Origin of the sequence: Dyadobacter sp. BE31, assembly GCF_031457695.1 — a bacterium.
In the GTDB taxonomy this organism is placed as follows: Bacteria; Bacteroidota; Bacteroidia; order Cytophagales; family Spirosomataceae; genus Dyadobacter.
Window position 1 is genome coordinate 77994 of the sequence record NZ_JAVDXA010000006.1, and the last position, 24562, is coordinate 102555.

Annotated in this window: 18 protein-coding genes; 8 read left to right on the top strand and 10 right to left on the bottom strand. The window is 49.3% G+C overall.

The window, feature by feature from the left end; translation table 11 throughout:
• Window positions 1–11 precede the first annotated feature (11 nt).
• The 5 genes from J2Y43_RS25970 to J2Y43_RS25990 form a co-directional block, all read right to left on the bottom strand.
• Complete coding sequence (locus J2Y43_RS25970) at window positions 12–1094, bottom strand: acyl-CoA desaturase (protein ID WP_309990110.1); 1083 nt, start codon at window positions 1092–1094, stop codon at window positions 12–14.
• 205 nt (window positions 1095–1299) lie between these two features.
• Entirely contained in the window at window positions 1300–2580 is a 1281-nt protein-coding gene (gene metK, locus J2Y43_RS25975) for a methionine adenosyltransferase (RefSeq protein WP_309990107.1), read from the bottom strand.
• Between the two features lie 46 nt (window positions 2581–2626).
• On the bottom strand, window positions 2627–3490 hold the full coding sequence (locus tag J2Y43_RS25980) for an FkbM family methyltransferase (RefSeq protein ID WP_309990104.1): 864 nt from the start codon (window positions 3488–3490) through the stop codon (window positions 2627–2629).
• Window positions 3491–3653: 163 nt separating this feature from the next.
• Entirely contained in the window at window positions 3654–4532 is an 879-nt protein-coding gene (lipA, locus tag J2Y43_RS25985) for a lipoyl synthase (protein ID WP_223399906.1), read from the bottom strand.
• 18 nt (window positions 4533–4550) lie between these two features.
• Entirely contained in the window at window positions 4551–5306 is a 756-nt protein-coding gene (locus J2Y43_RS25990; protein ID WP_309990101.1) for a hypothetical protein, read from the bottom strand.
• A gap of 220 nt (window positions 5307–5526) precedes the next feature.
• Here J2Y43_RS25990 and J2Y43_RS25995 point away from each other — a divergent pair, with 220 nt between their 5' ends.
• The gene (locus tag J2Y43_RS25995; RefSeq protein ID WP_409014502.1) at window positions 5527–6783 is read left to right on the top strand and encodes a 3-deoxy-D-manno-octulosonic acid transferase; all 1257 of its coding nucleotides are present in this window, start codon (window positions 5527–5529) and stop codon (window positions 6781–6783) included.
• A 34-nt stretch (window positions 6784–6817) separates the two neighbouring features.
• Here the strand turns inward: J2Y43_RS25995 and J2Y43_RS26000 are convergent, their stop codons facing one another.
• Complete coding sequence (locus J2Y43_RS26000; protein ID WP_309990096.1) at window positions 6818–8041, bottom strand: ROK family transcriptional regulator; 1224 nt, start codon at window positions 8039–8041, stop codon at window positions 6818–6820.
• 341 nt (window positions 8042–8382) lie between these two features.
• On the opposite strand from J2Y43_RS26000, the gene rsgA reads away from it, so the two are divergent.
• Both rsgA and mce read left to right on the top strand, forming a co-directional pair.
• On the top strand, window positions 8383–9318 hold the full coding sequence (rsgA, locus tag J2Y43_RS26005; protein ID WP_309990093.1) for a ribosome small subunit-dependent GTPase A: 936 nt from the start codon (window positions 8383–8385) through the stop codon (window positions 9316–9318).
• Between the two features lie 44 nt (window positions 9319–9362).
• Complete coding sequence (mce, locus tag J2Y43_RS26010) at window positions 9363–9764, top strand: methylmalonyl-CoA epimerase (protein ID WP_309990090.1); 402 nt, start codon at window positions 9363–9365, stop codon at window positions 9762–9764.
• 13 nt (window positions 9765–9777) lie between these two features.
• Here mce and J2Y43_RS26015 read toward each other — a convergent pair whose 3' ends face one another.
• The 4 genes from J2Y43_RS26015 to J2Y43_RS26030 form a co-directional block, all read right to left on the bottom strand.
• Entirely contained in the window at window positions 9778–12210 is a 2433-nt protein-coding gene (locus J2Y43_RS26015) for a BamA/TamA family outer membrane protein (protein WP_309990088.1), read from the bottom strand.
• A complete protein-coding gene (locus tag J2Y43_RS26020; RefSeq protein ID WP_309990084.1) occupies window positions 12200–17146 on the bottom strand; it encodes a translocation/assembly module TamB domain-containing protein in 4947 nt (1648 codons plus the stop codon). Before J2Y43_RS26020 ends, J2Y43_RS26015 begins: the two co-directional genes overlap by 11 nt.
• 112 nt (window positions 17147–17258) lie before the next feature.
• Entirely contained in the window at window positions 17259–17969 is a 711-nt protein-coding gene (locus J2Y43_RS26025; RefSeq protein WP_309990082.1) for a hypothetical protein, read from the bottom strand.
• 288 nt (window positions 17970–18257) lie between these two features.
• Window positions 18258–20687, bottom strand: coding sequence for a TonB-dependent receptor domain-containing protein (locus J2Y43_RS26030; protein ID WP_309990080.1), 2430 nt, complete (start codon window positions 20685–20687; stop codon window positions 18258–18260).
• A 249-nt stretch (window positions 20688–20936) separates the two neighbouring features.
• On the opposite strand from J2Y43_RS26030, the gene J2Y43_RS26035 reads away from it, so the two are divergent.
• From J2Y43_RS26035 to J2Y43_RS26055, 5 genes are all read left to right on the top strand, one after another.
• Complete coding sequence (locus J2Y43_RS26035) at window positions 20937–22565, top strand: beta-N-acetylhexosaminidase (RefSeq protein ID WP_309990077.1); 1629 nt, start codon at window positions 20937–20939, stop codon at window positions 22563–22565.
• A 92-nt stretch (window positions 22566–22657) separates the two neighbouring features.
• On the top strand, window positions 22658–22843 hold the full coding sequence (locus J2Y43_RS26040; protein WP_309990073.1) for a hypothetical protein: 186 nt from the start codon (window positions 22658–22660) through the stop codon (window positions 22841–22843).
• Between the two features lie 12 nt (window positions 22844–22855).
• A complete protein-coding gene (locus J2Y43_RS26045) occupies window positions 22856–23191 on the top strand; it encodes a hypothetical protein (protein ID WP_309990070.1) in 336 nt (111 codons plus the stop codon).
• 8 nt (window positions 23192–23199) lie between these two features.
• Window positions 23200–23403: a hypothetical protein gene (locus J2Y43_RS26050; protein WP_309990066.1), complete on the top strand. Its 204-nt coding sequence runs from the start codon at window positions 23200–23202 to the stop codon at window positions 23401–23403.
• A gap of 96 nt (window positions 23404–23499) precedes the next feature.
• Complete coding sequence (locus tag J2Y43_RS26055; protein WP_309990063.1) at window positions 23500–24531, top strand: quinone-dependent dihydroorotate dehydrogenase; 1032 nt, start codon at window positions 23500–23502, stop codon at window positions 24529–24531.
• Window positions 24532–24562: the final 31 nt, after the last annotated feature.

The following is a 24562-nucleotide window of genomic DNA, read 5'->3' on the forward strand; positions in this document are numbered from 1 at the left end:
TGGGAATGCGACTACCGCGTTCCCATATTTTTTAGCATCCTCACATGCGAGCCCAGGGCATTGCCGAAATTGGTTTTTGCATTGTAAACCAACCCAAATTCCAAAGCTGTTGCCTTTACAATGGGTGATAGTGCGTGGTAATGGATGTGGGATATGGAAGGGAAAAGGTGGTGCTCTATCTGATAATCGAGGCCGCCGATAAACCAGGAAAGTATGCGGTTTTTACCTGCAAAATTGGAGGTGGTCTGCAACTGATGAACGGCCCAGGCATTTTCGATACACCCGGCTTTGTCCGGTTCGGGCTGTTCTGCACCTTCTACCACGTGGGCCATTTGAAAAATAGTACTCAATATCATTCCCGCTGTGCCGTGCATGAGGAAGAATCCGGCCAGCCATTCCCAGAACGTCAGTGAGGTGAAACACAACGGGACAATGCAGATAAAAAACAGATAAGCCAGTTTGGTTGCGATAAGGCGGATCAATTCCTTTCTTGGAAAAGGCTTGGTCATTCCCGACTTAGCCATTCTGTTGAATATTCCTATTTCCTTAAAATCCTTCCATAGGAACGAGACGGTCATCAGGCTGTACAAAAGGAATGCATAAATATGCTGAAACCGGTGAATGTATTTTTGTTTCTCCTGAAAAGACAGACGCAGGAGGAACTTACCGGTAATGTCTTCGTCCACGTCGTGGATGTTGGTATAGGTATGATGCAGCCTGTTATGCTGCACTTCCCAGTTGTAGGCATTTCCGCCCAGCAGATAAATGGATGTACCGAATATTTTGTTTAAAATACTCGACTTCGCCAGCGAACCATGGATGGCGTCGTGCATAACGGACATTCCCACGCCGGCCACCCCGAAACCCATTACTATGGCCAGCCCGGCCATGCTCAGGTTGGAGAATTGATCAGAAAGAATCAGGGCGTAGGGAACGATATAAAGGCTAAGCATGAACAGCGCCTTGTAAATAATCTGGTTGCCGCCGGATTTACAAAGGTCATTTGAGGAAAAGTAATGATCCACCCGATGCCTCAAAGTAGTGAAGAACGTACTTTTCTCGGCATTGGTGAATTTGATTTTTTTGGAGTGCATAAAAGGATGGGGAAATGAATATTGATGGGGCGGCCCATTAGGAACGGGATCACACCGGTATTATTGGATGGCAGAGAATGTTAATTTCCCCGCCTCCCGATTTAATCCGGAAAATGTGATCCGGTAAAATTTAATTTGGTAAATGGCTAAAAAAGGAAAGGGCCGGCGTGTGGTGCCGGCCCTTTCCCTTGAAATATGTCATTGCTTAAAGAGCGAATTTCGCTTTGATCGCATCTACGAAATCAAGTTTCTCCCATGTGAAGAGTTCAACTTCAACTTCTTTCTCTTCGCCGTTGGCGCCTTTGAAGGATTTCTTAACGATTTCGTTCTTGCGTCCCATGTGGCCGTATGCCGCCGTTTCGGAATAGATCGGGTTGCGCAGTTTCAGACGTTGCTCAACAGCGTAAGGACGCATATCGAAGATCTCGCCGATTTTCGCAGCAATAGCACCGTCATTGTCAGCCACTTTCGCAGTTCCGTAAGTGTTGACGTACAAACCGCAAGGCTCAGCCACACCGATCGCGTAAGAAACCTGAACGAGTACTTCGTCGCAAAGACCCGAAGCCACCATGTTTTTAGCGATGTGGCGCGTTGCGTAAGCCGCAGAACGGTCCACTTTGGAAGGATCTTTTCCGGAGAATGCACCACCACCGTGCGCGCCTTTACCACCGTAAGTATCTACGATGATTTTGCGGCCTGTAAGACCGGTGTCACCGTGAGGACCACCGATTACGAATTTGCCGGTTGGGTTGATGTGGTGCGTAATGTCGCCCGTGAAAAGCTTTTGCAGCTCAGGCGTCAATTTAGCCGTTACGCGAGGGATTACAATATTGATAATGTCGCTTTTGATTTTCGCAAGCATTGCTTCTTCGGAGTCGAAGTCGTCGTGCTGGGTCGAAACTACGATGGTATCGATGCGTTGTGGAACATTGTCGTCGCTATATTCGATCGTTACCTGCGATTTCGCGTCAGGGCGGAGGTAAGGGATCAATGAAGGCTCGTTGTTGCGGATGTACGACATCTCTTGCAGGATCTTATGCGCAAGGTCAAGAGCAAGCGGCATATAGTTCGCTGTCTCGCGGGTCGCATATCCGAACATCATACCCTGGTCACCTGCTCCTTGTGCATTCGCTTTCGATTCGAAATCTTCGGCTACCGCTGCGCGGTCTACACCCTGGTTGATATCCGCGCTCTGGTCGTGGATCGCCGAGAGGATACCGCAGGAGTTGGCTTCAAACATGTATTCACTCTTCGTGTAACCAATCTTTTTGATCACTTCGCGGGTGATTTTCTGAACGTCCAGATAGGTGTTGGTTTTTACCTCGCCGGCCAAAACTACCTGTCCGGTCGTCACCAGTGTTTCGCAGGCCACCTTACTGTTGGTATCCCATGCTAAAAAATTGTCAATCAGTGCATCTGATATTTGATCGGCTACCTTGTCAGGATGTCCTTCAGATACGGACTCCGAGGTGAATAAGTATGGCATTGGAAACGAAATAAAAGTTAAAGAAAAGTTTAAATGTGTGATAAAATTACCTCATAAGAAGCTCTTCTATTTTCCTAGTCGATGGCAAAAATAAGTAATCATTTAGATATTGACTTTGTGAATCGTATTGTTTAAGAATAATTTCCTCGATTTTGTCAAAATTCAATCCCTTTTCCGTATTGATCCTGTAAATGGTGTAGTTCAGGCTTTTAACCAGTTCTACCAGCTTGCTGGCCCGCTCCTGCAATACTTGTAGGTTTGTTTCGGCCCTGTGGCAGTCGAGTACTTCGCAGGTGATCACGGGGTTGTATTTTGCGAGCGTCTTCTTCAAGCCGGTCAGTACTTCCAGCTCGGCGCCTTCCACGTCGATTTTAATAAAGGATATGTCGCTGATATTGTTTAGATCGAGATCGTCGAACGGAAATACCGGTACGTAGCTGACATCCTCCGGGCGGTAGTGGCCGGGCCGGAGGTCGCCCATCATGGTGGCTGAAGAGTCGGCCCCGGTTTTACAGTAGAATTTAAGAATTTCGGCAGAGGAAGAAAGACCTATGGGGAGCAAATGAACATCCCGCAGATCATTCATTTTAATGAGCTTATTGAGATAGAAAGCGCAATGCGGGCTGGGTTCGAAACCGTAATAGGGATTGTCGCGGTAACTACGAAAGGCTATCAGTGATTGTCCGACATTCACCCCCACATCAATAAAACTGCTTCCCGCGGGCATTTTTAAGGATTTAACAAGCTGGAAAAACCAGTCATCGTCTTCAATTGCAAAATTGGATAACCCGATGTTGTGAATTACCGGAACTTTAAAGCGTTTGTTGTTGAAAGTGACGGACCGCGTGAAATTTACATGGCGGCTCACGTCCTTGATCGTCTGCCTGACGAGTTTTGCGAAAGAATTCATTGATTGTGAGTGGTATAGTATAACATATAAACCTACGTATTTCTACTACTGAATCAAATACCTCTTTGCAAACGGTGACAAAGAATAATTGTATGGCAAATGAAAAAGCCGGAATATTTTACTACACCGGCTTGTTCACGCTATGCTGGACGGGCCTCCGATATCAGATCGGCACATTCACATGGCGTTCCGCGTGGTAGCTGGAACGTACCAGTGGTCCCGATTCAACGTATTTCAAGCCACGCTTCAATCCTTCTTCTCTGTAATTGTCAAACATTTCAGGCGTAATCCATTCGATTACCTCGTGGTGCATTTTGGTGGGCTGAAGATATTGCCCCAATGTGAGGATGTCGAGGCCATTTTCGGCCAGGTCGTCCATGGCCTTGTATACTTCGTCCTGCGTTTCACCGAGGCCGAGCATAATACCCGATTTGGTGCGCTGACCGAATTCCTTCGTACGCTTGATCTGTTCCAGGCTGCGGGTGTATTTAGCCTGCGGGCGTACCGCACGGTATAAACGTTCCACGGTCTCCATGTTGTGGGAAACCACTTCCTGGCCTGCCTCAATCATGTGGATCAGTGCATCCCAGTTGCTTTTTACATCGGGGATCAACGTTTCGATGGTCGTTTCCGGGGTGTTTTCCTTTACCTGACGAACCGTCTGATACCAGATTTCCGCACCTTTGTCTTTCAGCTCATCGCGGTTCACGGATGTGATCACCGCATGTTTCACCTGCATCAGCTTGATCGCCTCCGCTACGCGCCGTGGTTCGTCGGTGTCGTATTCGTTAGGCCGGCCGGTTGCTACCGCACAAAAACTGCAACTTCTGGTACACACATTTCCGAGGATCATGAAGGTTGCCGTTCCGGCGCCCCAGCATTCTCCCATATTCGGGCAACTGCCGCTTTCGCAAATGGTATGGAGTTTATAGTTATCGACCAGCTGTCTTACTTTCCTGAATTCAGGGCCTGCGGGGAGTTTAACCCGGAGCCAATCGGGGCGTTTTCTGCGTTCCGATGGTATTACTGGCAATTCAATCATATTAATCTGTAATGGTAATTATCTTTTCTTACTTCCAAAATAAAGGGTCAGGTATCCGGATGTAAAAAAGGCCTTATTCTGCGCATCCGCCATGATGGTAATTTTTCTTGAAAAAGCTTCCGCTATAAACCCAACCTCTACGCCCGTCACATTATCACGGAAAGCGCTCAGTTCGAAGCTCATGGCAGTTTTGATATGCAGCCCCGGTACTACTTTCGATTTCCCGAAACCGGAGAAAAAGCTGCCGGCTCCAATGATGTCTCCCGCCCGGTTCGGATCGAACGGCTGGGTGGTTACGCGGCCGTCGGAGCCCTGGTACTGAACCATATAGGGTTTCTCAAACCCCAGTGAAGGACCCGCTGCAACGATACCGCTGATCGAAATGCCTTCATCGTCCTGCCGGCTGAACAGCGCAATTTCGCGGCCATATTCCGGACGGAGCACGAACAGGTAGTTTTGTTTACCGTAAACCAGCCGTGCGCCGGTTACAAAATCTTGTGTGGATAGTTCTTTCGGATGCTTCACATTCACAAGTTCCAGCGCCAGGTAGCGATAGGCATTCTTCCCGAACATTTTGGAACCCAATGCCGACGACTGGCGAAAAACAGCACCTCCGAGAATCCCGGAGTTGGTATTGGTGGTAATACCCACAGAGGTAAATGATTTATAGGTCTCCTCGGCGTCCTCATTTTTCACAGACCTGCGCTGAGCGTATATTTCTGTCGATAGTGCAAACAGAATAGCTACTGAAAGTAAAAGTTTTACACGCATCATATTATTAGTATAAATTCTCTGTGACTGTGTATGTGTCGTATGAACAGTGAAAGTACAAAATAATAGCGTATGCTTCTGTATATCGACACCACTTTAACGGTTTTTTGTACATTTATGTTCTTTAAACGAAAAAAGAAACAAAAAAGCCCGGCAGCGGCCCCTGGCGCGTCTGAATGCCGGTGTTTTGTTGCTTTTCTAATGTCCTTTTAATCAGACTCCTTTGGTGAAAATTATTTATCAGGTCGCCATTCAGGTTTTCGCATTTCTATTCCGGTTCGTTGCACCTTTCAATCATAAATTAAAGCTCGGCGTGGAGGGGCGAAAAGGCCTTCTCGAACGTCTGCGAGCGTCGTTTCAGGCACAGGCGGCAGGGCGGCCCGTAGCGTGGTTTCATGCGGCGTCGCTCGGAGAATTCGAACAGGGGAGGCCGGTAATGGAAGCGTATCGGAATGCATATCCCGGCCATTTTATATTGCTTACATTTTTTTCGCCCTCGGGTTATGAAATCCGGAAGGATTATGCCGGTGCCGATTTCATTTGCTATCTGCCGATAGACACGCCCGGTAATGCACGTGAGTTTGTAGAACTTGTCAATCCGCGTGTTGCGTTTTTTATCAAATACGAATTTTGGTTCAACTACTTGCGGGAGCTGCGGAAAAACGGAAGTTATATCCTTTCGTTTTCTTCGATATTTCGTCCGGGGCAGATCTTTTTCAAATTCTACGGAGGCTTTTTCCGTGAAAAGCTAAGGTACTTCGATCACTTCTTTGTTCAGAATCAGGCGTCGGTTTCGCTCCTGGCCGGTATCGGTATTACCGCCGCCAGCATCGCGGGCGATACGCGCTTTGACCGCGTGCGTGCGATCGCGTCCAATGCGCGTGAGCTGCCCGAAATCGGGCGTTTCAAAGGGGAGGGCCTATGCCTGATCGCCGGCTCCGTGTGGGATGCGGATATGCAGGTGCTCATTCCTGCGTTAAATGCATTAACAGGCAAATTGAAGGCGATCATCGCTCCACATGAGATCAAGGCCGACGAAATCGCGGGCTGGCGCTCCAAGTTGAACGGTCGTTCCATTTTGTATTCCGAAGTAGCCGCCGGGCAGGATGCGGCCGGTTTCGACTATCTCATTATCAACAATATCGGAATGCTTTCCTCGCTTTACCGCTATGGTAATATGGCCTATATCGGCGGCTCGTTCGGCGTGGGGCTGCATAATATCCTGGAAGCCGCGACATTCGGATTGCCCATTGTTTTCGGTAACAAAAGTTATCACCGGTTCCAGGAAGCGGTGGATCTGATCGAAAAAGGCGGAGCATTTGCTATGGCAGATACAAATGCTTTGTTACAGATGATGGAATGGTGGTTGGATAACCCTGAATCGGCCGATATGGCAGGTGAAATTTGCAGCGAATACGTGAAATCGGGAACAGGTGCTACCGACCTGATCATGCAGAAAGTGAGAGAAGCATTGGGCTGATGGCACATATCAATGCACCATCAGCTGCTTAGTATCAGGAAAATTCTTTTGCAATAAGATTGTCGAACAGGTAAGCTTGTGTTCCGAGCAAGCGCGCTTTTGCACCCAGCTTGGAAATGTGGATCGAAAGCGGGTTTTTGAAATCAGACAGACAGTATTTGTTGATCGCCTGCTCGATCGGGTTGGAAATGAATGGCCCGGCTTCTGCCAGCAACCCTCCTACGATAATCACTTCGGGGTTGAACAAATGAACGGCCGTAGCCAGTCCCTTACCCAGCTCAGTGCCCACAGTGCTCAGCAAGTCGATCGAAAACTCGTCGCCGGCATGTACCGCTTCGATGATATGTGAAGTCTCCAGCAGATCGAGGTTGCCATGCACGATCTGTTTCAGGATCGTTGCCCGGCCGCTGTTGATGCCGTCCTTCGCCTGGCGGATCAATGCAATGGCCGAAGTGATGGTATCCAGGCAGCCCACTTTTCCGCAATGGCAAAGCATTCCGTCCGGTTTCACCTGAATATGCCCCAGCTCGCCGGCAAAGCCTGACGCCCCGTTGAAAACTTCTCCGTTGATGATAATGCCGAGACCAACCCCCCAGTCGATATTGATCGTGAGTACCTGCGATTTATCGACGGCATAGCCAAAGCGGTGCTCGCCGATTGTAGTAGCCTTCGTATCGTTGAAAAGGCATACAGGAAGGTCGAAATGCTCTTTGAGGTACGTTACCAGCGGTACACCCGGAGGTGTGAGGTTGAGGTAAGTTAAGTTGATACCCTGCGAAGAATTGATCAAGCCGGGCATCGAAACACCGATACCCCACAGTTTGCTGCGCGTGATGTTATTGGATTTCAGGAAGTCATCCGTAGATGTAAAAAGCTCTTCCAGAAAATTCGACGAATCGTCGAGGCGTATATCAACTTTTCTTTTGAGGATCAGTTGGTTATGTAAATCAAATATGCAAAGCTGGGTGTCATGGCGGTTGATGTCCATGATCAGCGTAAGGTACTTCTTCGCATTCAGGCCGTAGAGTACCGGCGGGCGGCCAGCCCTGGCGGGGCCTGTACCTGTTTCGGTAATCCAGCCTTCCCGCATCAAATCGTTCACAATCCCGGTTGCAGACGGTATACTCGCATGGAACAACTTGGCCATTTTGTTAATGGAAGTGTCGCCGGACTGATATAGATGCAGCAAAAGGCTGCTTCTAATGCGATTTTTACGAATATCAATGACCGAACTCGGTTCTTCTGCCACTAAGTCCATTATGCGGAGCGAAAAATTATAGGATGATGTTTTTAATTTTCTTTAACTATTGGGTGTACTAATGTATGAAATAATCAGAAAAAACGGGTGTGATTTTAAAAAATATTATTATTTGTTGTAAAATATTTAGCGAATCGGGCGATAAGCCAAACGTTTTCTAATAATATGCCAGTTACAAAACGGGGATTTTTCAGCTTGAAGGGGATAATTGTATGCAATGCAAATAAAAATCATGGAGGGCGAAAAACTACTTGTTTTATGGCTTGTTTTGACTTCCCGGCTAATTTTTAGTGACTTCTGGTAAAGTCCTTTTAAATTCGCTGATTCCAAAAGAAAGACAAATGAGTTTAATAAGGGGTTTGGTGCTTCGTTCGACCGGTTCGTGGTACGAGGTCAGGGACAGCAGGGACGGGCACATCTGGCAGTGTCGTTTGAAAGGTAAATTCAAAGCATTGGGTTTGAAAGTGACCAACCCTATTGCGGTGGGCGACTATGTGAATTTCGAGGTAGAGAATGAGAGTGAAAACTTTGGTATTATTCATGAGATTGTTCCGCGCGAGAACTATGTGATTCGCCGCTCGGTCCATAAAACGGCCCACGCGCATCTTATCGCAGCGAATGTGGACCAGGCAATACTCATCTGTACACTCGTATTCCCGCGTACCTCGCTTGGATTTATCGACCGTTTCCTCGTTGCAATCGAGTCGTTCCGCATTCCCGGGGTGCTGGTTTTCAATAAACAGGACCTGCTGAATGACGAAATGAAGGATTTCCAAGCCGAACTGATGGAATTGTACACCGGTCTCGGTTACCGCTGCCTGACTACTACGGCATTGGCCGAACTCGGTCTGGAAGAATTCAGAAGTCTCCTTCATGGAAAAGTCTCATTACTTTCAGGGCATTCGGGCGTAGGGAAATCGACCCTTGTGAATGCGATTGCGCCTGATCTGGATATCAAAACACAGGAAGTTTCCACATTCGCGAATAAGGGCGTGCATACGACCACTTTCGCCGAAATGTTTGAACTCGAAAAGGATACATTCATCATCGACTCGCCGGGTATCAAGGAACTCGGGCTGGCCGACATGGAAAAAGAGGAAATTAGTCACTACTTCCCCGAAATGCGCGATTTGCTTAATCAATGCCGCTTCAACAATTGCCAGCATATCAACGAGCCTGGCTGCGCGGTGAAAGATGCGGTCTCGGAAGGCAAAATCGCGCTGAGCCGTTTTGAAAGTTACCTGAGTATCATGGCGGGTGACGATAACCGGAAATAGAGCTTGGCGTTCATGAGTTTAGAGTTGAATAATGTGGTCGGCTTATGAAAAATGTGGAGCATATCGGCATTGCTGTCAGTAATCTTTCAGCGGCAGAGGCATTGTACTCTGCATTGCTTAATACCGTTCCTTACAAGCGCGAAGCCGTCGAGTCGGAGCAAGTCACAACTTCATTTTTTAAGGTAAATCAAACGAAAATAGAGCTGCTGGAAGCTTCCGGGCCCGACAGTGCCATTGCCCGTTTCATCGAAAAAAAAGGAGAAGGCGTTCATCACATCGCATTCGAGGTGGATGATATCGTCGCGGAAATGGAACGCCTTCGCAACGCCGGGTTCGCGTTACTGAACGACACCCCGAAACGCGGTGCAGATAATAAGCTCGTTTGTTTCGTGCATCCCAAAAGCGCGAATGGTGTGCTGATCGAACTCTGCCAGGAAATCAAATGATATTTGGGCCGGGCTAGAACGGTAGCCCGACGGCGATATTCAATATCAGGTTTTCCTTTCGCCACGCCCTGCTCCCGAAATTGATTTCATTGAATACCCACGGGTTTTTATACTCCACCACGCCTTCATCACTCACATTCTTGACCTCGTTCACGTACCACGGCTTGCGGAACGGCGTTGCCAGGTCGAGACGGAAAATAAGGTAGGAGAAGTCCAGGCGCAGACCAATACCACCGCCCACGGCAACTTGTTTCAGGAATTTATTGCTGATCAATGCGGTACCGGGGTAGGAGGCGCGGGTACTGTCGCCGAACGACCAGATATTCCCTGCATCCACAAAAACGGCCCCGTTGATAATATCGGTGAATTTCATCCGCACTTCCGAATTAAACTCCATCCGGATATCCGCGAAAGACTGGTAGCCCAGCAAACGAATAGACAGAGTATCGGGAGCAACGGAGCCCGGTCCCAGCGACCGCGCGCGAAACGCCCTGATCCCCGTACTACCCCCGGCAAAGTATTGTTTAAACTGCGGTATAGGCATCGTTTTCGAGTTTCCATACGGCTTGGCGGCACCCAGCAGAATACGGTTAGCCCATTTAATGGACGGGGTGATCGTGCGGTAATATCTTACGTCACCATCCACCTTCACATATTGCAGGATAGGCACTTTCAGAAATTCTTTGGGATACCCTTCATCATTTTTCTTTGCCAAAAGGCTCAAGATGTTTCCGCCCCACTCGATACCACCTGACATGGCTACCTGATTTTTGCTGAATGGCCGCGGGGTTGGTCGATAGGACACCGAATAGTTGGAACCCAGTATAAAGAATTTGGTATCGACAAGCCGGAAAAGCCGGTCAACATCGGACGGGTTTGTGTTAGGGTCCGTCGCGACTTCCCCTAGCAGTTCCGTATTGATATTTCTAGGTTCCACAAAGTTGATGGAAATCGGCGCGAATGTGTGCTCTACTTCCGAATTACGACGCCATAAATAGGACCAGTCGCCCCGGATGGAACGCGTAGTGTAAAAGTTACGCTGTATCCGGTTTTCGTAGGTTATCGAAAGAATGGTTTTGGGCAAAGATTGACTTTTCTCAGGCCTTATTCTTACGAACGGAATGATAAAGCGGGGAAACGACAGATCGGCCGAGGCGCCGTAACGGATATACTCGTTCCCAATGTTATTGGAAGTGGTACGACTGCCGCCCAACTGCACGTCAAATCCGAAATACGCCTTGATCGCGAGCATTTCGGCTCCTCTGAAAAAGTTGCGGTTACGCCAGGTAACATCGAGTTGCGAGCCTCCCAGGTTGTTGGATTTGGTACTGGCCGACAGCGTGGTCTGCAACGACTTTTTCTTCATCGGGGAAAGGTCGTAATGCACATCCAGTAATGCAGAATCGGAGCGTGGAACGAGGTCGAAACGGTTTTTGACGAACCGGAAGTTTTGCAGGTTGATCAGCCTTTGCAGCGACACGTCGTGCATGGTGTTGGTGTACAAATTCCCCCTTCTGAAACCGATGGCGTCGTAGAATATCCTGCGTTTGTAATGATTCCCGGGGTCGGTGATGGTAATGCCCCGGCGCAACGGCCCGCGTGCGGCAAGGCCGGTCGTGTCGGTTTGCTTGTTTTCCTCAGTGCCGGTATTGACGTAAATACGGTTGATGAAATACTGTTTCAAGGAAGTTTGGGCAGTTTCCTTCTTAACTTCAAGAAACAAATTAACCTGTTGCGGCCCCAGCGTCGAATCGGCGCGGCCAATGGTGGAGTCGACTTTGACGATCAGGTAATCGGGATTAAAATAGTAATACCCCTTGCTTTTCAGTTCCTGGTCGATGCGCGTACGCTCGGTTGTGATCACTTCCAGGCGTATCGGATCGCCTTTTTCCAGCAGGGTTTTTTGTTTGGCTAAAATCAGATCACGGTTGAAGAGCGAACTGTCGGGCACGACGTAGTTGACCTCGTTGATCACATAACGCGGCATCACGTAGGCACTGTACTCGGTAATTGCCGTACGTTTTTTCTTGTTTTTGTTTTCGATTATCCTGCCCTTGACATTAGAACGGTAGTACCCTTCATTGTCCAGGAATGCAACCAGATTGGCCGCGTTGATATCCACAATGCGCTGTGTTGCATACCTCGGAGGTTCTCCGAGCTTCTTGCGGAACCAGCTCCGCAGCCCGCCTTCATCTTTCGGTTCACCGATCCAATAGTAAAACCAGACTTTCCACGGAAAGCCGAAAATCGTTTTGTTCGCCGGCGGCTTGATCAGCTCTTCCAGCTGATCGGATACACCCGATACGTTCGGCTTGTAAATGCTGTCGGGTTGCACTTTGACCGAATTGCCCACATAAATGCTCTGGCCCTCGGGTACATATCTATTGACCGAGCAGCCGCCCAGGAAAATACAGACTGCCAGTATATATCCTATGTTACTTCTCATTGCGCTGCTTTTGGAAAATTTCGCGGATAAGGTCGTAGTCCGCGGTAACGATAAAACTTACGCCGGTTTCGATGATGAAACCTTCCAGGATGGATTGATACTGGTTTTTGCGATAACCCCTGAACATATAACGGCCGTCCTTGCTGATCGAGTAGTCGAGGGCGATGTTATCGAAGACTTCTGTTGAATTACCTGCATTGCCTTTGCTTTCAAGCTCGAAGTTCTTGCCTACGGAAATTTTCAGACGGTTATTCAGGAATGCCTTGCTGAGGCCCACATTCAGGTCGGTGCGTGCGCCGTTGGTCTGATCGGCGGTGGAGTTCACACCAATGTTGAGGTCGACACCCTTTACAAGGTCGGATGCCAGGTTATTGAGCTGGTCGCTGAGCAGCTGACTTACACTTTGCCGTGCCACAGCCTCCGCACTTGAACCGATATTGAAGCCCGCAGTGGACTGGTCGGTGATGAACTTGTTGGTGATCAGCAATGCGAACGCCTGCTTGTTAGACTCGGACGGGTTGTTCTGCATGTCCTTCCAGAATGTCTGGCCGGTAATGTCTTGTTCAATCGTTTTGTCGATGGATTTTTCTGGTATTACAATCTGGAATGCGATATTGGGCGTTGTGAGATTTCCCGTGATCACAATCTGCACCTCCACCGGTATCTTACTCGCCCCCTGGAATTTGGCGGCAATGGAGCCCGGATCGACCATTACCGGATAAGAAGCGGTGATATTCAGATCGGCTTTCATCGGATCGCCTGTCCAGAGAAGCGTACTTCCCTTTTTAATTTCGAACTGCCGTTTGAGGATTTGCAGCGTCAGGTCGTAAGAGCCTTCCGTGAGGTCATAAGAGCCGAGGAGGAAAAGCTGCCCGTTGGGCGCTACACCCGTGTTCAGTTGTGCATTTCCTTTGAGGCGGATGTTGTCTCCATTCAGCTCGTCGATCACCACTTTGAACTCCGATTTGTCGTCGACATCGATATCGAGGGAAATCTGCGAAGCAAAATCCACCATTACATTTTGCGCCGCTTCCACAGAGTCCTTTTTCACGGCTTCGGTACCCGCGCTCATGTCCACAAATTCGATCACGCCCTTGGTAGCATCACCCGCTTCGGTAGCGTCGCTGGGCATTACCACCGTGATATTACTCCCCGGATCTACCTTCACATTCCCATCGATCACCGAATTCGAGCCCTGCCCCTTGACGGTCAGGTTGGCATCGATATTAGCTTTCCCGAAAAACAGCTCATTCTCTTTCTGGGTCGAATTGAGGACATTGAAATTCTTGGCAGAAACGCTGAGGTCATATCCGACGTCGGGCAGCTTGGCAATGCTTACGTTCCCGTTGATTTTCATCGCCTGGTTCAGCGAATCGGTGATTGTGAAGTTCTTGAAATTGATATTTTGGCCTGCGAACTGGATCTTCTGCCCGGCAAGTGAATACCGTGCTCCCAGCTGGGTCGCATTAAATGCCACATTGTCGAAATTGACGGCTCCGTCGAGTTTGGGGCTGTCGGTCGCACCGGTAATGGCGATATTTCCCGTCAAATTGCCTTCCGCCCGTTTCAGCTCGCCAAAACTGAATGCTTCGATTGTTTTGGCACTGAGTTTTTTCAAGTCCATCTTGAAATCCATCGGACTTTCGGATTTCAGGTTATAGCTGCCCCGGATATTCACGTCGTTCTGGTCGTTCACGAGCGACATCGCTACGCGGATCAGGTTTTCGGTCTCATTGGTCGATTTCAGCGCCAGGTCGCCGACCGGTATTTTCGTTACTGCCAGGTTATTGATCGTCAGTTCACCCGTGTACACCGGTGAGGTCATGTAATTGCTCAGCAGCACCTTCCCATTCAACGTACCGGTCGCGAGCGTGGAATCGAGCGTAGCGATCTCGATCAGCGGGCCGATGGAGATGTTGGTCATGGTGATGTCGAGCGGACTATTCGGCGCTTCGGAAGTGGAATTGATTTTCAAAGACTGCCCTTTGTTGCTGATAGCCAGGTTTCTCACCTGCACGCTGTCGGAGGCATATTGCACGTAGCCCGCGGTATCGGTCTCCCATTTGTCGTAATTCAGGAGCAGGTCGTCGCGCAGGTTAAGCCGATATTGATTGTTATTGATGGCCAAATCACCCTTCACCGCGTGCCGCTCGGTATTGACCGAATCGCGAACGACAAAATCAAACTTGACGTCATTATTGACTATCTGACTTACCAGCGAAGCGTTCTGCATCCTGAAACCGCCGGTATTCACCTGCCCTACATTCGCATTTAAAGCTGCATGGGCTTCCGTGGTGCTGAAATCCACTGAGGCCCTTTCCACAATCGTGCTGTCGTAGTTGACCATCGGGACGCTCAGCCGGGCTACCAGCGAAGAATCTTTCTGGTTATCCATTTGCGCATGCAACTGGATCGTCTTCATTTCCTTTATTTCCGGCACGAAAACCTGGATCGCCGGGTGATTATTCAGCGTGGCATCCAGGGCGAAGTTTACCGGTTTGGTCACTTCTTTATAAGTAAGGTCGGGCGATTTGAAATGCTTGCCTACTTCGGTCAGGATCGCGTCGCCGATTTCTGTGTAGGAATACTGGCCGGTCATTTTGGCCTTCAGAATAGGCGATTCGATGTAAGCCTGCTTACCGCCGCTGGAATCGGTGAGTTGCACGTGGATATTGGAAATGCCGATCGGCCTGCGATGGTGTACCAGCACGAGACTGTCGAGATTCACGGTACCAAGCGGGTTTTCAGGATTGGTCGATGGCATGTCTACCTTAATGCTTCCCTTCATCTGCAATGAATCCGTATAGAGATTCAGAGCCGTGAGATCCAGGTTAGCCACTTCGAGGTCCGCTTTTACCGACGGATATTCTTTGGATAAGTCAGCCTGCGCATTCAGGTCGAGATCGATATTGCGGTCGTTCATGCTGGCCGAAATGTTGGCCAGACCGTGGTCGACATCGCCTTTCAATTTCAGGTTTTGGTATACATAACCTTTAATATCCGCGCTTTCAATGTTACCGTCCAACTTTGCCTTCATCGTTTTCGGCGCATATCCTACACCGTCTACATCGGCACGGAGCGTGAGTTTACCCATTTCGGTTGGCGGTTGCTTGGTGAGCTTGCCGAGGTCAAACTCGCTGAGTGTGAGTGTGCCGTTGTACTGTGCCCGCAGGCTGTCGGTGATGTTTTTCAGGTTTCCTGAAAAAGTCCCTGTGCCAAACGAGGTATTTACGGTAGTTGCCAGGGTGAGGTTCTCCATTGAGCCGCTTACTTTCCCGGAAACCTTGACGGCGTCGGGTAGCTCTATGGAAGCGGGAACTGCGCTGTCGGGCAGCATTTTGAGCAGATCGGCCTTGGTCGAGGATATTTCGTTGATATTCAAATCCATGACGAGCTTTTCCGCATCGGGGAGGCCTCTCAGGCGGCCGTCCGCGCTCAGTACCGTGCCGTCGAGCATGGTAAATCTCGCTTTGGAGATGAGCATGTCGTCCACCGATCCGGTGATCTGGCCCGTACCTTTTACGACGCCGTTGGGCTCCTTGTCGAATGGCGGCGTTTTGGCCAGGTCCGGCACCAGCAGCAGAATGTCCGCAAAGGCAATGCGGCTGTCGGTGAGGCGTAGTTTAAGTTTTACTTTGCCAATGTCGCTGGTCAGTTGGTCAAGGTTTTTGTAACGCAGGCTCAGCTCGTCGCGCAAGAGGGTATTGGGTGTTTTAAGATAAAGATTGCGGAGGTAGGTTTCCTGGTCGCCGTAAGCAAAGTCGGTACGGAATGCATCGAGGTGAAAGCCGCTTTTTTCCTTAAATGAGGCAGATTTCAATGCACCTGCAATATTTTCCGGCGAGAAAAGGAAATCCCGCAAATCTACATTCAGGTCTTTGATGTTTAGGTGTGCGTAGTCGAGGCCTTTGGGCACGGCCGGGGAATTGAAATCGTCGTAGCGGATATCATTGTCCGCCAGTTTGATTTCCCCCACTTTTACATACCAGCCCGGCGTATCGGTTGCCGGTGTACCGGTGGAAGTAGAGTCTTTTTTCGCTCCTGCTGTTTTAGGTTTTTTGGCAAACTCTGCAAAAAGCGACATGTTTTGCAGTGAAACATTCTTGACGTCCACACGCTGGCTACCCATATACACGCTGTTCACATGTCCCGCCAGTTTTCCGACGGTCATCCCGTTTTTCAATCCCGATGTTTCATCGTCAAACTCCCATTTGAACTGCTGAATATCGATATCGCCCGCTTTGATATCCAGTGAATCGGCCGGGTCGGGCTTTGGCTCTGGTCCGGCAGCAGCCACTTTTAAGGCAGGGTACATTCTCAGCTTCACTTTGCTGTTATGCAATGCCGTGTTGGTGAGGTGGTACTGTGAAAGGGTAGGGTTGAATTTGTCAAACTTGACAACGGCTGAGTCGATGTTCCCGGAGGCATCGGTGCCAATTACTGCATCGCGGTAGGAGAACCGGACCTTTTTCAATGAAATCTGATTGAGGCGCATTTTGAGCGGTTTCGACGGCGTCGTGTCGACTTCCGTGTCGGTACCTGCAAATGCATCCACAATAAACTGGAAATTGAATGTGGTATCGGGTAAAACGCGGTTAATGTTCGCATTCACGTCTTCCAGTTCCACCTTGTTAATACCAATGTCGCCGTTGATGAGGCTGTACATATCAAGGTCTACGTACAGGCGCTTGCCCGCAACGAGCGTGTCGCCGTGCAAGTCTTCAAAATACACGCCTTCGAGTAATACCCAGTCGGGGATGTCGAAGCGGATTTTCTCGATATTGACCTTGGTTTTGAGTTTTTTACGCAAAAAGGAATTCGCCTGGGATGTTAAAAAATTCTGGCCGAACGGAGTCTGGATTCCCCAGATCAACACGCCAACCAGAATCAAAACTGTCAGGATTATTATGGCCAGTACTTTGAGTGCTTTCTTCATCCCAGGCTGATTTCCGCCCTACTGCGGCGTTGAGAATCTTGGTTTTTATTAAACCTGGCTGTCAGACACGGACGTCCGGCAGCCAGGCATTGGGTTAGAACAATACCCTTGTTTATCTTTTGAATAGTTCAACGTTTACATTTTCGTTTACAGTCAGCGCCGACTTGATCGTCACCGGCTTCTTGTCGGAGCTATTCAGTTCCACCAGTTTCGAAGGATACAAAATACCATACGCAGATTTGGTATAATCTGATAAATCGGTGGTGGTTTCCACGCCGGCCTGGTTCATTTTCTGGCGTACGAGCAAACCCGACTTCGCATCGAAATAGAGGTTGTATTTTACTCCTTTACCCTGCAATTCGACATTGTTTACCTGAACGCCGTTGAGCGCTTCAGTACCCACGGTCGTGGCGATCAGCCCGCGATTCTTGTAATTGATGAACGGCACGAGGTTGTCGTACAACTCCATGCGCATGTTTTGCTGCTCCGCCTGGCTGAGGTCTTTCACATCCACTTTCTGCCCGATCGGCACTTTGATCCACCCCTGGTCGCCCTTCACGGTGTACACGAAGCTGCGTTTCATGATGGTTTTATTTTTGTAGATCGACTGCTCGGGGATAGAAGCGGTGATCACCGCATTGTACGGAGTAGCTGCGGCAGCAGAATAGCTTCTGGTGAGGTTGTAGGATTTTACGCCGTCCCATAATTCCTTGCCGCCCGTTGCTTTATAAAACTGTGCAAATATGGAGTCAGCGGGCAATTTCTGTGCATAAGAACCAGCCGTTACCAATAGCAATGCGGCCAGCATTTTGATCTTTTTCATCTGTGTAAAATTTTGTTTAAAGTTTTTTGACCTTTCCGGAATCCGGTTGTCCGCAACTCGGTTGCCGGAACCCTTTTTTTAGATCATGTTGCGTGTTCGGGGTTTAAATAAGTAAAATTAATCGACTCCTGCGCGAGCTATTTGCAAAAACCGTTCCAACAGGCCGAATCCACGCAAAAATGATCGTAGCAGCGCTTCCTGAGCCTATCGGGAACTGCTTGTAAATGAAAAGGAAGGACCGAAACGATCCTTCCTTTTCACATATATTAACAATTATTGCCGTTCGGATCAGGCATCGTCGCCGCTTGCGGAAATTTTGCCGAATCTGTATTGGAATGTCACATTTACCAGGCGATTGGTCTGGTGCCAGTTCGACGCCTGCGAGTAAGTAGCAGTGTTCAGCTGGCTTCGGTAATTCCGCGAAAGGAAAATGTCCTGTACATTAAATGAAATGGTCGCTTTCTTTTCCAGCAAATCCTTGCGGATACCCATATTGGCGATGAAAACGCCGTCGCGCGTGCCTTGCGCGATCGCCCGCGGGCCCTCGTAGTTTACGTAGGCGGATGCGCGGAAGTCGGCCGGGAGCGAAATGAATGCATTGAGGTTCCCTGAGTAGCTCCAAGTCCGGTTGTCGATCTGGGCGACAGCCGATACCACCTCGCTACGGAAAACGCGGCCGCTGCCATTGATTTTCAGCACATCGCCAAAGAGCTTCTGGGAGAAGTCGGTTTCAAAGCCATAAGAGAACTCGCGACCGACGTTGTCGTATCTGGTGAGCGAAACACCCGCCTCGTCGATCGTACGGATTTGCGTGATCGCATTGTTGGAGTAATCCATGAAAAGAGAAGGCCCCCAGCCGCCGTTGGCCTCGTAGTTGGAATAACCCATTTCGGCCTTGTGTGTAAACTCGGGGCGGAGGTTAGGGTTACCCGTTTTTACGTTGCGGGGATCGGAAACGTCGGTATAGGGGTTCAGCCAATCGGCTTCGGGCCGCTGCACGCGACGGCTGTAATTCAGTTTCATTTGCGAAGACTCGCCCAGCTTGCGTGTCACCGCGAAGGACGGCACGAGCGTGAGAAAATGCACACTGAAATCCTGGTTGCGGCTGATCTGGTTGATATCCTGGTTGTAGTCGGTCACGCGTAAACCGGCGCGTACACCCCAAAGATCGGTTTTCTGCGAGAATGTCATGAACCCGGTGTAGGTGGCATCCTTGTAGCCGAACACGTTGCTGATATTGTTGTCAAAAGTGTAGGTATTCGTCTCGCGGTCGAGGTTATAGAACGCATTCACATTGTCGTTTGAACTGCTGCGCGAGCGTACACCGGCTTCCAGGGTCGCTTTCGGCGTGATAGGCCAGGTATAGTCGGCATTCAGGAAAAGCGAGTGCCTATTGTTGTTGCGGAGGTTTTGCTGGTTGCGCAACAGGCTGTCTACAGTGCTTTCCTGCGAGAAATAGGATTCCCCGTCGGAGCCGCCGAGCGAGTAGCTCGAATTGAAATTGAGCTGATGGTCTTTTTCAGCGAATTTCAGGCGATAATCGAGGTTGAAGTTGAGGTTATCGCCATTGCCTTTGCTGTTGTTCAAACGGCGGAAGCTCTCCGATACTACGCCCGACGCGAGTGTTGTCTCGTTGAGGATATTGCTATTGTTGCGGCTGTTGTCACGGGAGTAGTTCACCCCGGCCTCAATGGAGTTCTTGTCATTGAAATCGTAATTGACGCCCACACGGCCGAATGCATTCTTGCCTTTGTTGCCGCCGGTGCCGTCCTGCTGTAAATGCGAGGTCGACTCGGTGACGAAGTTATCGCGACTCAACGTCCTTTCCCATGTCATGGCACGGGTTTGCCCGCTCAGCGACGCATTCAGACCAAACTTGCCTACTTTATAACTCAGGTTACCGGACGCCGCATTGTTGTTTTTATTCCCGATGCTTAACCGGGCGCCACCGTTCATCCCGCGGATTTTCGTCTTTTTCGTAATGATATCGATCACACCCGATGCACCCTCGCCTTCATATTTAGCGGAAGGGGTCGTCATGACGTCGATCCGCTCGATCAGGTTTGCAGGGAAAGATTGCAGGATCGTCGGAAGGTCGCTGCCATAGAGGTTGGACGGTTTTCCGTCGATGAGCACCACCACATTGCCCTTTCCGCGCACTTGCGGGTTGCCGTTTTCATCGAGCGAAACGGCTGGTACTTTTTCCAGCAGGTCGCTTACGTTATTACTTGTGGCAAGCATATCCTTGCCGATATTGACTATTTTCTTGTCGATGTCGTCGACGATCATGGTTTTTTCGCCTTTCACCACCACCTCTGCGAGCTTTTGCGCCTCGGGCTGCACCGTAATGCTTCCCAGATCGAGCAGGCTGGCCTCGGCCGCCAGCTTGACGTTAGGACGGTAAAGTGTTTGATAACCCATATTGGTTACCCGCAGAAGGTAATTGCCCGGAGCAACTTCGGCGATAACAAACGTTCCGTTTTCATCCGCCACGGCGCCGTTAACGAGCGACGAATCTTTGGGCATCAGCAGGGCAACGGTAGCAAATGCGACCCCGGCATTGTTAGGGCCTTCAACGATTTTGCCCACGAGCTTGCCTCCGAGCGCGCGCTGTGATTTTGTATCATTCACAGGAAGCGGGCGGGTTCCGGGCGATGCGAGAAGTAAATGTGTTGGTAAAATTAGGGCAATGCTGTTCAGCAACAGACTTCTTTTCACGGGTATAGGATTTAGATTTTATTAGGAGCTAAGCAGGATAAACAGGCTGGTTGTGCGTTGCGAAATGTAACTAAACCAGGCTGTAAAGCTTTAATGAGTACAAAGTTACATGTATTTATGGTAACGTACCCTTTTTTGAGATAATTACATAAAATTATAAAAAAATTAAGATTCGCAGTATTTTAAAATAGGAATACGATAACTTGCAGTATTTTTAAATAATTTTAATAAATACCGGATTCCTAATTCATGAAACGTTTCCTTTTTGGACTAATCTGTTGCGTGCTCGTACACTCAGCAATGGCGCAGATTAACGTGATCCCCAAACCAACCCAGGTCCTGACTGCCAAAGGCGCATGGACGCTCAAAGCCAAAACGAAGATCGGCGCACCTGCCGATGCCAAATGGTCGCACGTGGCAGAAATGCTGGCTGCGCAACTAGGCAAAGCCACCGGACAAGCTGTTTCTACCACAAAAGGCAAAGGTGATGTCACGCTTGCAGTATCATCGGATGCCAGCCTCGGCGAAGAAGGCTACCGTTTGCTTTCGACGCCCAAGGGGGTAACCATCCAGGCGCAAACTGCCAAAGGCGCATTCTATGGAGTGCAAACCCTGCTGCAACTCTTGCCGGCTGAAGTATTCAGCGAAACACCAGTTGCCGGAGTGAAATGGGTAGTCCCTTATGTTACAATCAAAGACGTGCCGCGCTACGCTTACCGCGGGCTGATGCTCGATGTTTGCCGCCATTTCATGCCGATCGAGTTTGTTAAAAAGTACATCGACCTGATCGCATTGCACAAGCAGAACCAGTTTCACTGGCACCTCACCGACGACCAGGGCTGGCGCATCGAGATCAAGAAATATCCTGAACTGAAAACCATCAGCTCGAAACGGAAGGAGACCATGAAGGGCCATTACGGCGATCAGAAGTACGATGGCAAGCCTTATGAGGGTTTCTACACGCAGGATGAAATCAAAGAAGTGATTAAATACGCAGAGGACCGTTTCGTGAACGTGATCCCGGAAATCGAAATGCCGGGCCACGCGCTGGCAGCATTGGCAGCCTATCCGCAACTGGGTAACAACCCTGATAAAATTTATGAAGTGGGCACCAGATGGGGCGTTTACGACGACGTTTTCATGCCGCGTGAGGAGACCTTCAAGTTCCTGGAAGACGTGCTGACCGAGGTGATCGACCTTTTCCCAAGCAAATATATCCACATCGGCGGCGACGAATGCCCGAAAGTACAATGGAAGGAAAGCCGTTTTGCCCAAGGCATCATTCAAAAGGAAGGTTTGAAAGATGAACACGGTCTGCAAAGCTACGTGATCAAGCGGATTGACAAGTTTATTACTGCGAAAGGTCGCCGGATGATCGGCTGGGATGAAATTCTGGAAGGTGGCTTGTCTCCTAATGCAACCGTCATGAGCTGGCGCGGCATTGAAGGCGGTATCGCCGCCGCGAAAGAGCGCCACGACGTGATCATGACGCCCGGCAACTTTTGCTATCTAGACCATTACCAGGCGGAAGCGAAAACACAGCCTATCGCGATCGGCGGTTTCACCGACCTCGCTGAGTCCTATTCCTATGAGCCAACCCCCGCTGAACTTACAGCCGACGAAGCGAAGCACATTCTAGGTGTACAAGGCAACGTGTGGACCGAATACATGAAGACTCCTGCATACGTACAGTATATGGTATGGCCTCGTGCCACTGCCTTGGCTGAGGTAGGCTGGACTTCCAAAGAAGGTAAGAACTTCGAAGATTTCAGTAAACGCATGGAAATCCACAAAAAACGCCTCGACTTCCTGGGCGTCAACTACTTCGGCGCGCCTATCAATGGCAAGTTCGAGTATGTGTGGCCGGAGAAGAAGTAGTTCTGTTACTTAGCACATTTGAGAAAGCATCCTGTTCTGGCGGGGTGCTTTTTTTGGTTATATTTGTTTTGCATCAAAACAACAGAAGCCAAATGGAACCTCGGACCACAGTAAAAGAGAAAGCGAAGCAAACTCAGCAGGAGAAAAAGAACATTGAGAAAAAGCTAACCGCGGAGGATATTGCGGAGAGTATCAAGAGAGGATTTGCAGAAGTGAAATTGATTCAGGAAGGAAAGATCAAACCTAAGACATTAAAAGAGTTTCTGAATGAACTTTAAAAGAGTTTCTGAATGAACTTTGAGATCATTACCACACTACATTTTAGAAAAGAATTTAAACGACTTTTGAAAAAATATCCTTCGTTGCAGGAAGACGTAGATAAATTGGGCGACATGCTGCAAGAAAATCCGTGGATGGGGACGGAGGTTTTCAAAAACTGCTACAAAATCCGTTTCGCGATTAAAAGCAAAGGCGCAGGCAAAAGTGGAGGCGGCAGGCTGATAACGCATGTCAAAATTGTAGACAAATGTGTTTTCCTGATGAGTATCTACGACAAATCTGAAATCGCCGCCATAACTGACGTCCGTTTGAAAAGGCTGCTGCAAGACCTGGACAAAACTCTGTAAACTAGGGTATGAAACCAATGAAGGGAGTCATCGCCATTTATAAGGACTTGAATGATCCGTATGTCGATTCAATGCTGACGGGTAAGAAAGAAACGCCGCAAGAGCGTTTCAACAAGTTTTTCGAGATGCGTAAGAAATTCGAGCTTTTCATCGGTTTCGATCACGATATCCGTGACAGAACCATCAAAATCCGAAAGGCTGAATGGTTTTAGGAAATGGTAAATTCATCTCATTCATAAAGCGGGCACAGTAAAATAAAATTCCCCCACCCCCCTCCCCCTTCCTGCGAAACATTCTATTTTTGCAGGATGTATAAGATTCTGATCTCCCCTATACTCTTCCTGTTTGACGCTGAGCGCATTCACCATTTTGTGTGCGAAGCGCTGCATTTCGCCTTTAAAATCCCTTTCGTGCCGCAGATTATGCGTGCGATGTACACCTACGAGCATCCTGACCTGGTTCAGGAAGTGGCTGGTTTGCGGTTTCGTAACCCGGTAGGGCTCGCCGCGGGGTTCGATAAGAACGCTGAAATGGTGGACCAGCTGGAAGCGTTGGGATTCGGGTATATCGAGATCGGGACGGTGACACCGCGCCCTCAGCCGGGAAATGACAAGCCGCGTCTGTTCCGTCTCAAAAAGGATAAGGCGCTGATCAACCGTATGGGTTTCAATAACAAGGGCGTGCAGGTGGCCGCGGCGAAACTGGCGAAACGGAAATCCAAAATCCTGGTAGGAGGGAATATCGGCAAAAACAAAGATACCCCTAACGAGCAGGCGCTGAGCGATTACCTGATCTGCTTCCGGGAGCTATTCGATGTGGTGGATTATTTTGTAGTGAATGTAAGCTCGCCGAATACGCCGGGATTACGCGATTTACAAGAAAAAGGGCCGCTAACCGAAATCCTGAAAGAACTTCAAACAAAAAACAGGGAGAAGGCTAATCCAAAACCCATCTTTTTGAAAATAGCGCCGGACTTGACGACAAGCCAGCTGGACGATATTATCGATATTGTAAAGGAGACCGGCATCGCCGGCGTGATCGCCACCAACACGACGATCAGCCGCGAAGGACTTGTAACCGATCAGGCCGAAGTGGCGCAAATCGGGGCGGGCGGATTGAGCGGCGCGCCGCTGACACATCGCTCGACGGAAGTAATTCGTTACCTTTGTGAACAATCGAATCATGCATTTCCCGTTATCGGAGTCGGCGGTATCGCTACTCCCGGAAACGCTTTGGAGAAAATTAACGCAGGCGCCGGCCTGATTCAGCTTTATACCGGCTTTATTTACGAAGGACCCGGTGTGGTCAGCAGGATCTGCAAAGCATTGGTCAGGAAGTAAAATCAGAAAACACAGCACTTCACGCATTCCC

What these genes read in the sequence shown, in the direction of transcription:
- J2Y43_RS25970 (WP_309990110.1), bottom strand. Translation starts at nt 1,094, where the DNA reads ATGCACTCCAAAAAAATCAAATTCACCAATGCCGAGAAAAGTACGTTC.
- metK (WP_309990107.1), bottom strand. Translation starts at nt 2,580, where the DNA reads ATGCCATACTTATTCACCTCGGAGTCCGTATCTGAAGGACATCCTGAC.
- J2Y43_RS25980 (WP_309990104.1), bottom strand. Translation starts at nt 3,490, where the DNA reads ATGAATTCTTTCGCAAAACTCGTCAGGCAGACGATCAAGGACGTGAGC.
- lipA (WP_223399906.1), bottom strand. Translation starts at nt 4,532, where the DNA reads ATGATTGAATTGCCAGTAATACCATCGGAACGCAGAAAACGCCCCGAT.
- J2Y43_RS25990 (WP_309990101.1), bottom strand. Translation starts at nt 5,306, where the DNA reads ATGATGCGTGTAAAACTTTTACTTTCAGTAGCTATTCTGTTTGCACTA.
- J2Y43_RS26000 (WP_309990096.1), bottom strand. Translation starts at nt 8,041, where the DNA reads ATGGACTTAGTGGCAGAAGAACCGAGTTCGGTCATTGATATTCGTAAA.
- rsgA (WP_309990093.1), top strand. Translation starts at nt 8,383, where the DNA reads ATGAGTTTAATAAGGGGTTTGGTGCTTCGTTCGACCGGTTCGTGGTAC.
- mce (WP_309990090.1), top strand. Translation starts at nt 9,363, where the DNA reads ATGAAAAATGTGGAGCATATCGGCATTGCTGTCAGTAATCTTTCAGCG.
- J2Y43_RS26015 (WP_309990088.1), bottom strand. Translation starts at nt 12,210, where the DNA reads ATGAGAAGTAACATAGGATATATACTGGCAGTCTGTATTTTCCTGGGC.
- J2Y43_RS26020 (WP_309990084.1), bottom strand. Translation starts at nt 17,146, where the DNA reads ATGAAGAAAGCACTCAAAGTACTGGCCATAATAATCCTGACAGTTTTG.
- J2Y43_RS26025 (WP_309990082.1), bottom strand. Translation starts at nt 17,969, where the DNA reads ATGAAAAAGATCAAAATGCTGGCCGCATTGCTATTGGTAACGGCTGGT.
- J2Y43_RS26035 (WP_309990077.1), top strand. Translation starts at nt 20,937, where the DNA reads ATGAAACGTTTCCTTTTTGGACTAATCTGTTGCGTGCTCGTACACTCA.
- J2Y43_RS26040 (WP_309990073.1), top strand. Translation starts at nt 22,658, where the DNA reads ATGGAACCTCGGACCACAGTAAAAGAGAAAGCGAAGCAAACTCAGCAG.
- J2Y43_RS26045 (WP_309990070.1), top strand. Translation starts at nt 22,856, where the DNA reads ATGAACTTTGAGATCATTACCACACTACATTTTAGAAAAGAATTTAAA.
- J2Y43_RS26050 (WP_309990066.1), top strand. Translation starts at nt 23,200, where the DNA reads ATGAAACCAATGAAGGGAGTCATCGCCATTTATAAGGACTTGAATGAT.
- J2Y43_RS26055 (WP_309990063.1), top strand. Translation starts at nt 23,500, where the DNA reads ATGTATAAGATTCTGATCTCCCCTATACTCTTCCTGTTTGACGCTGAG.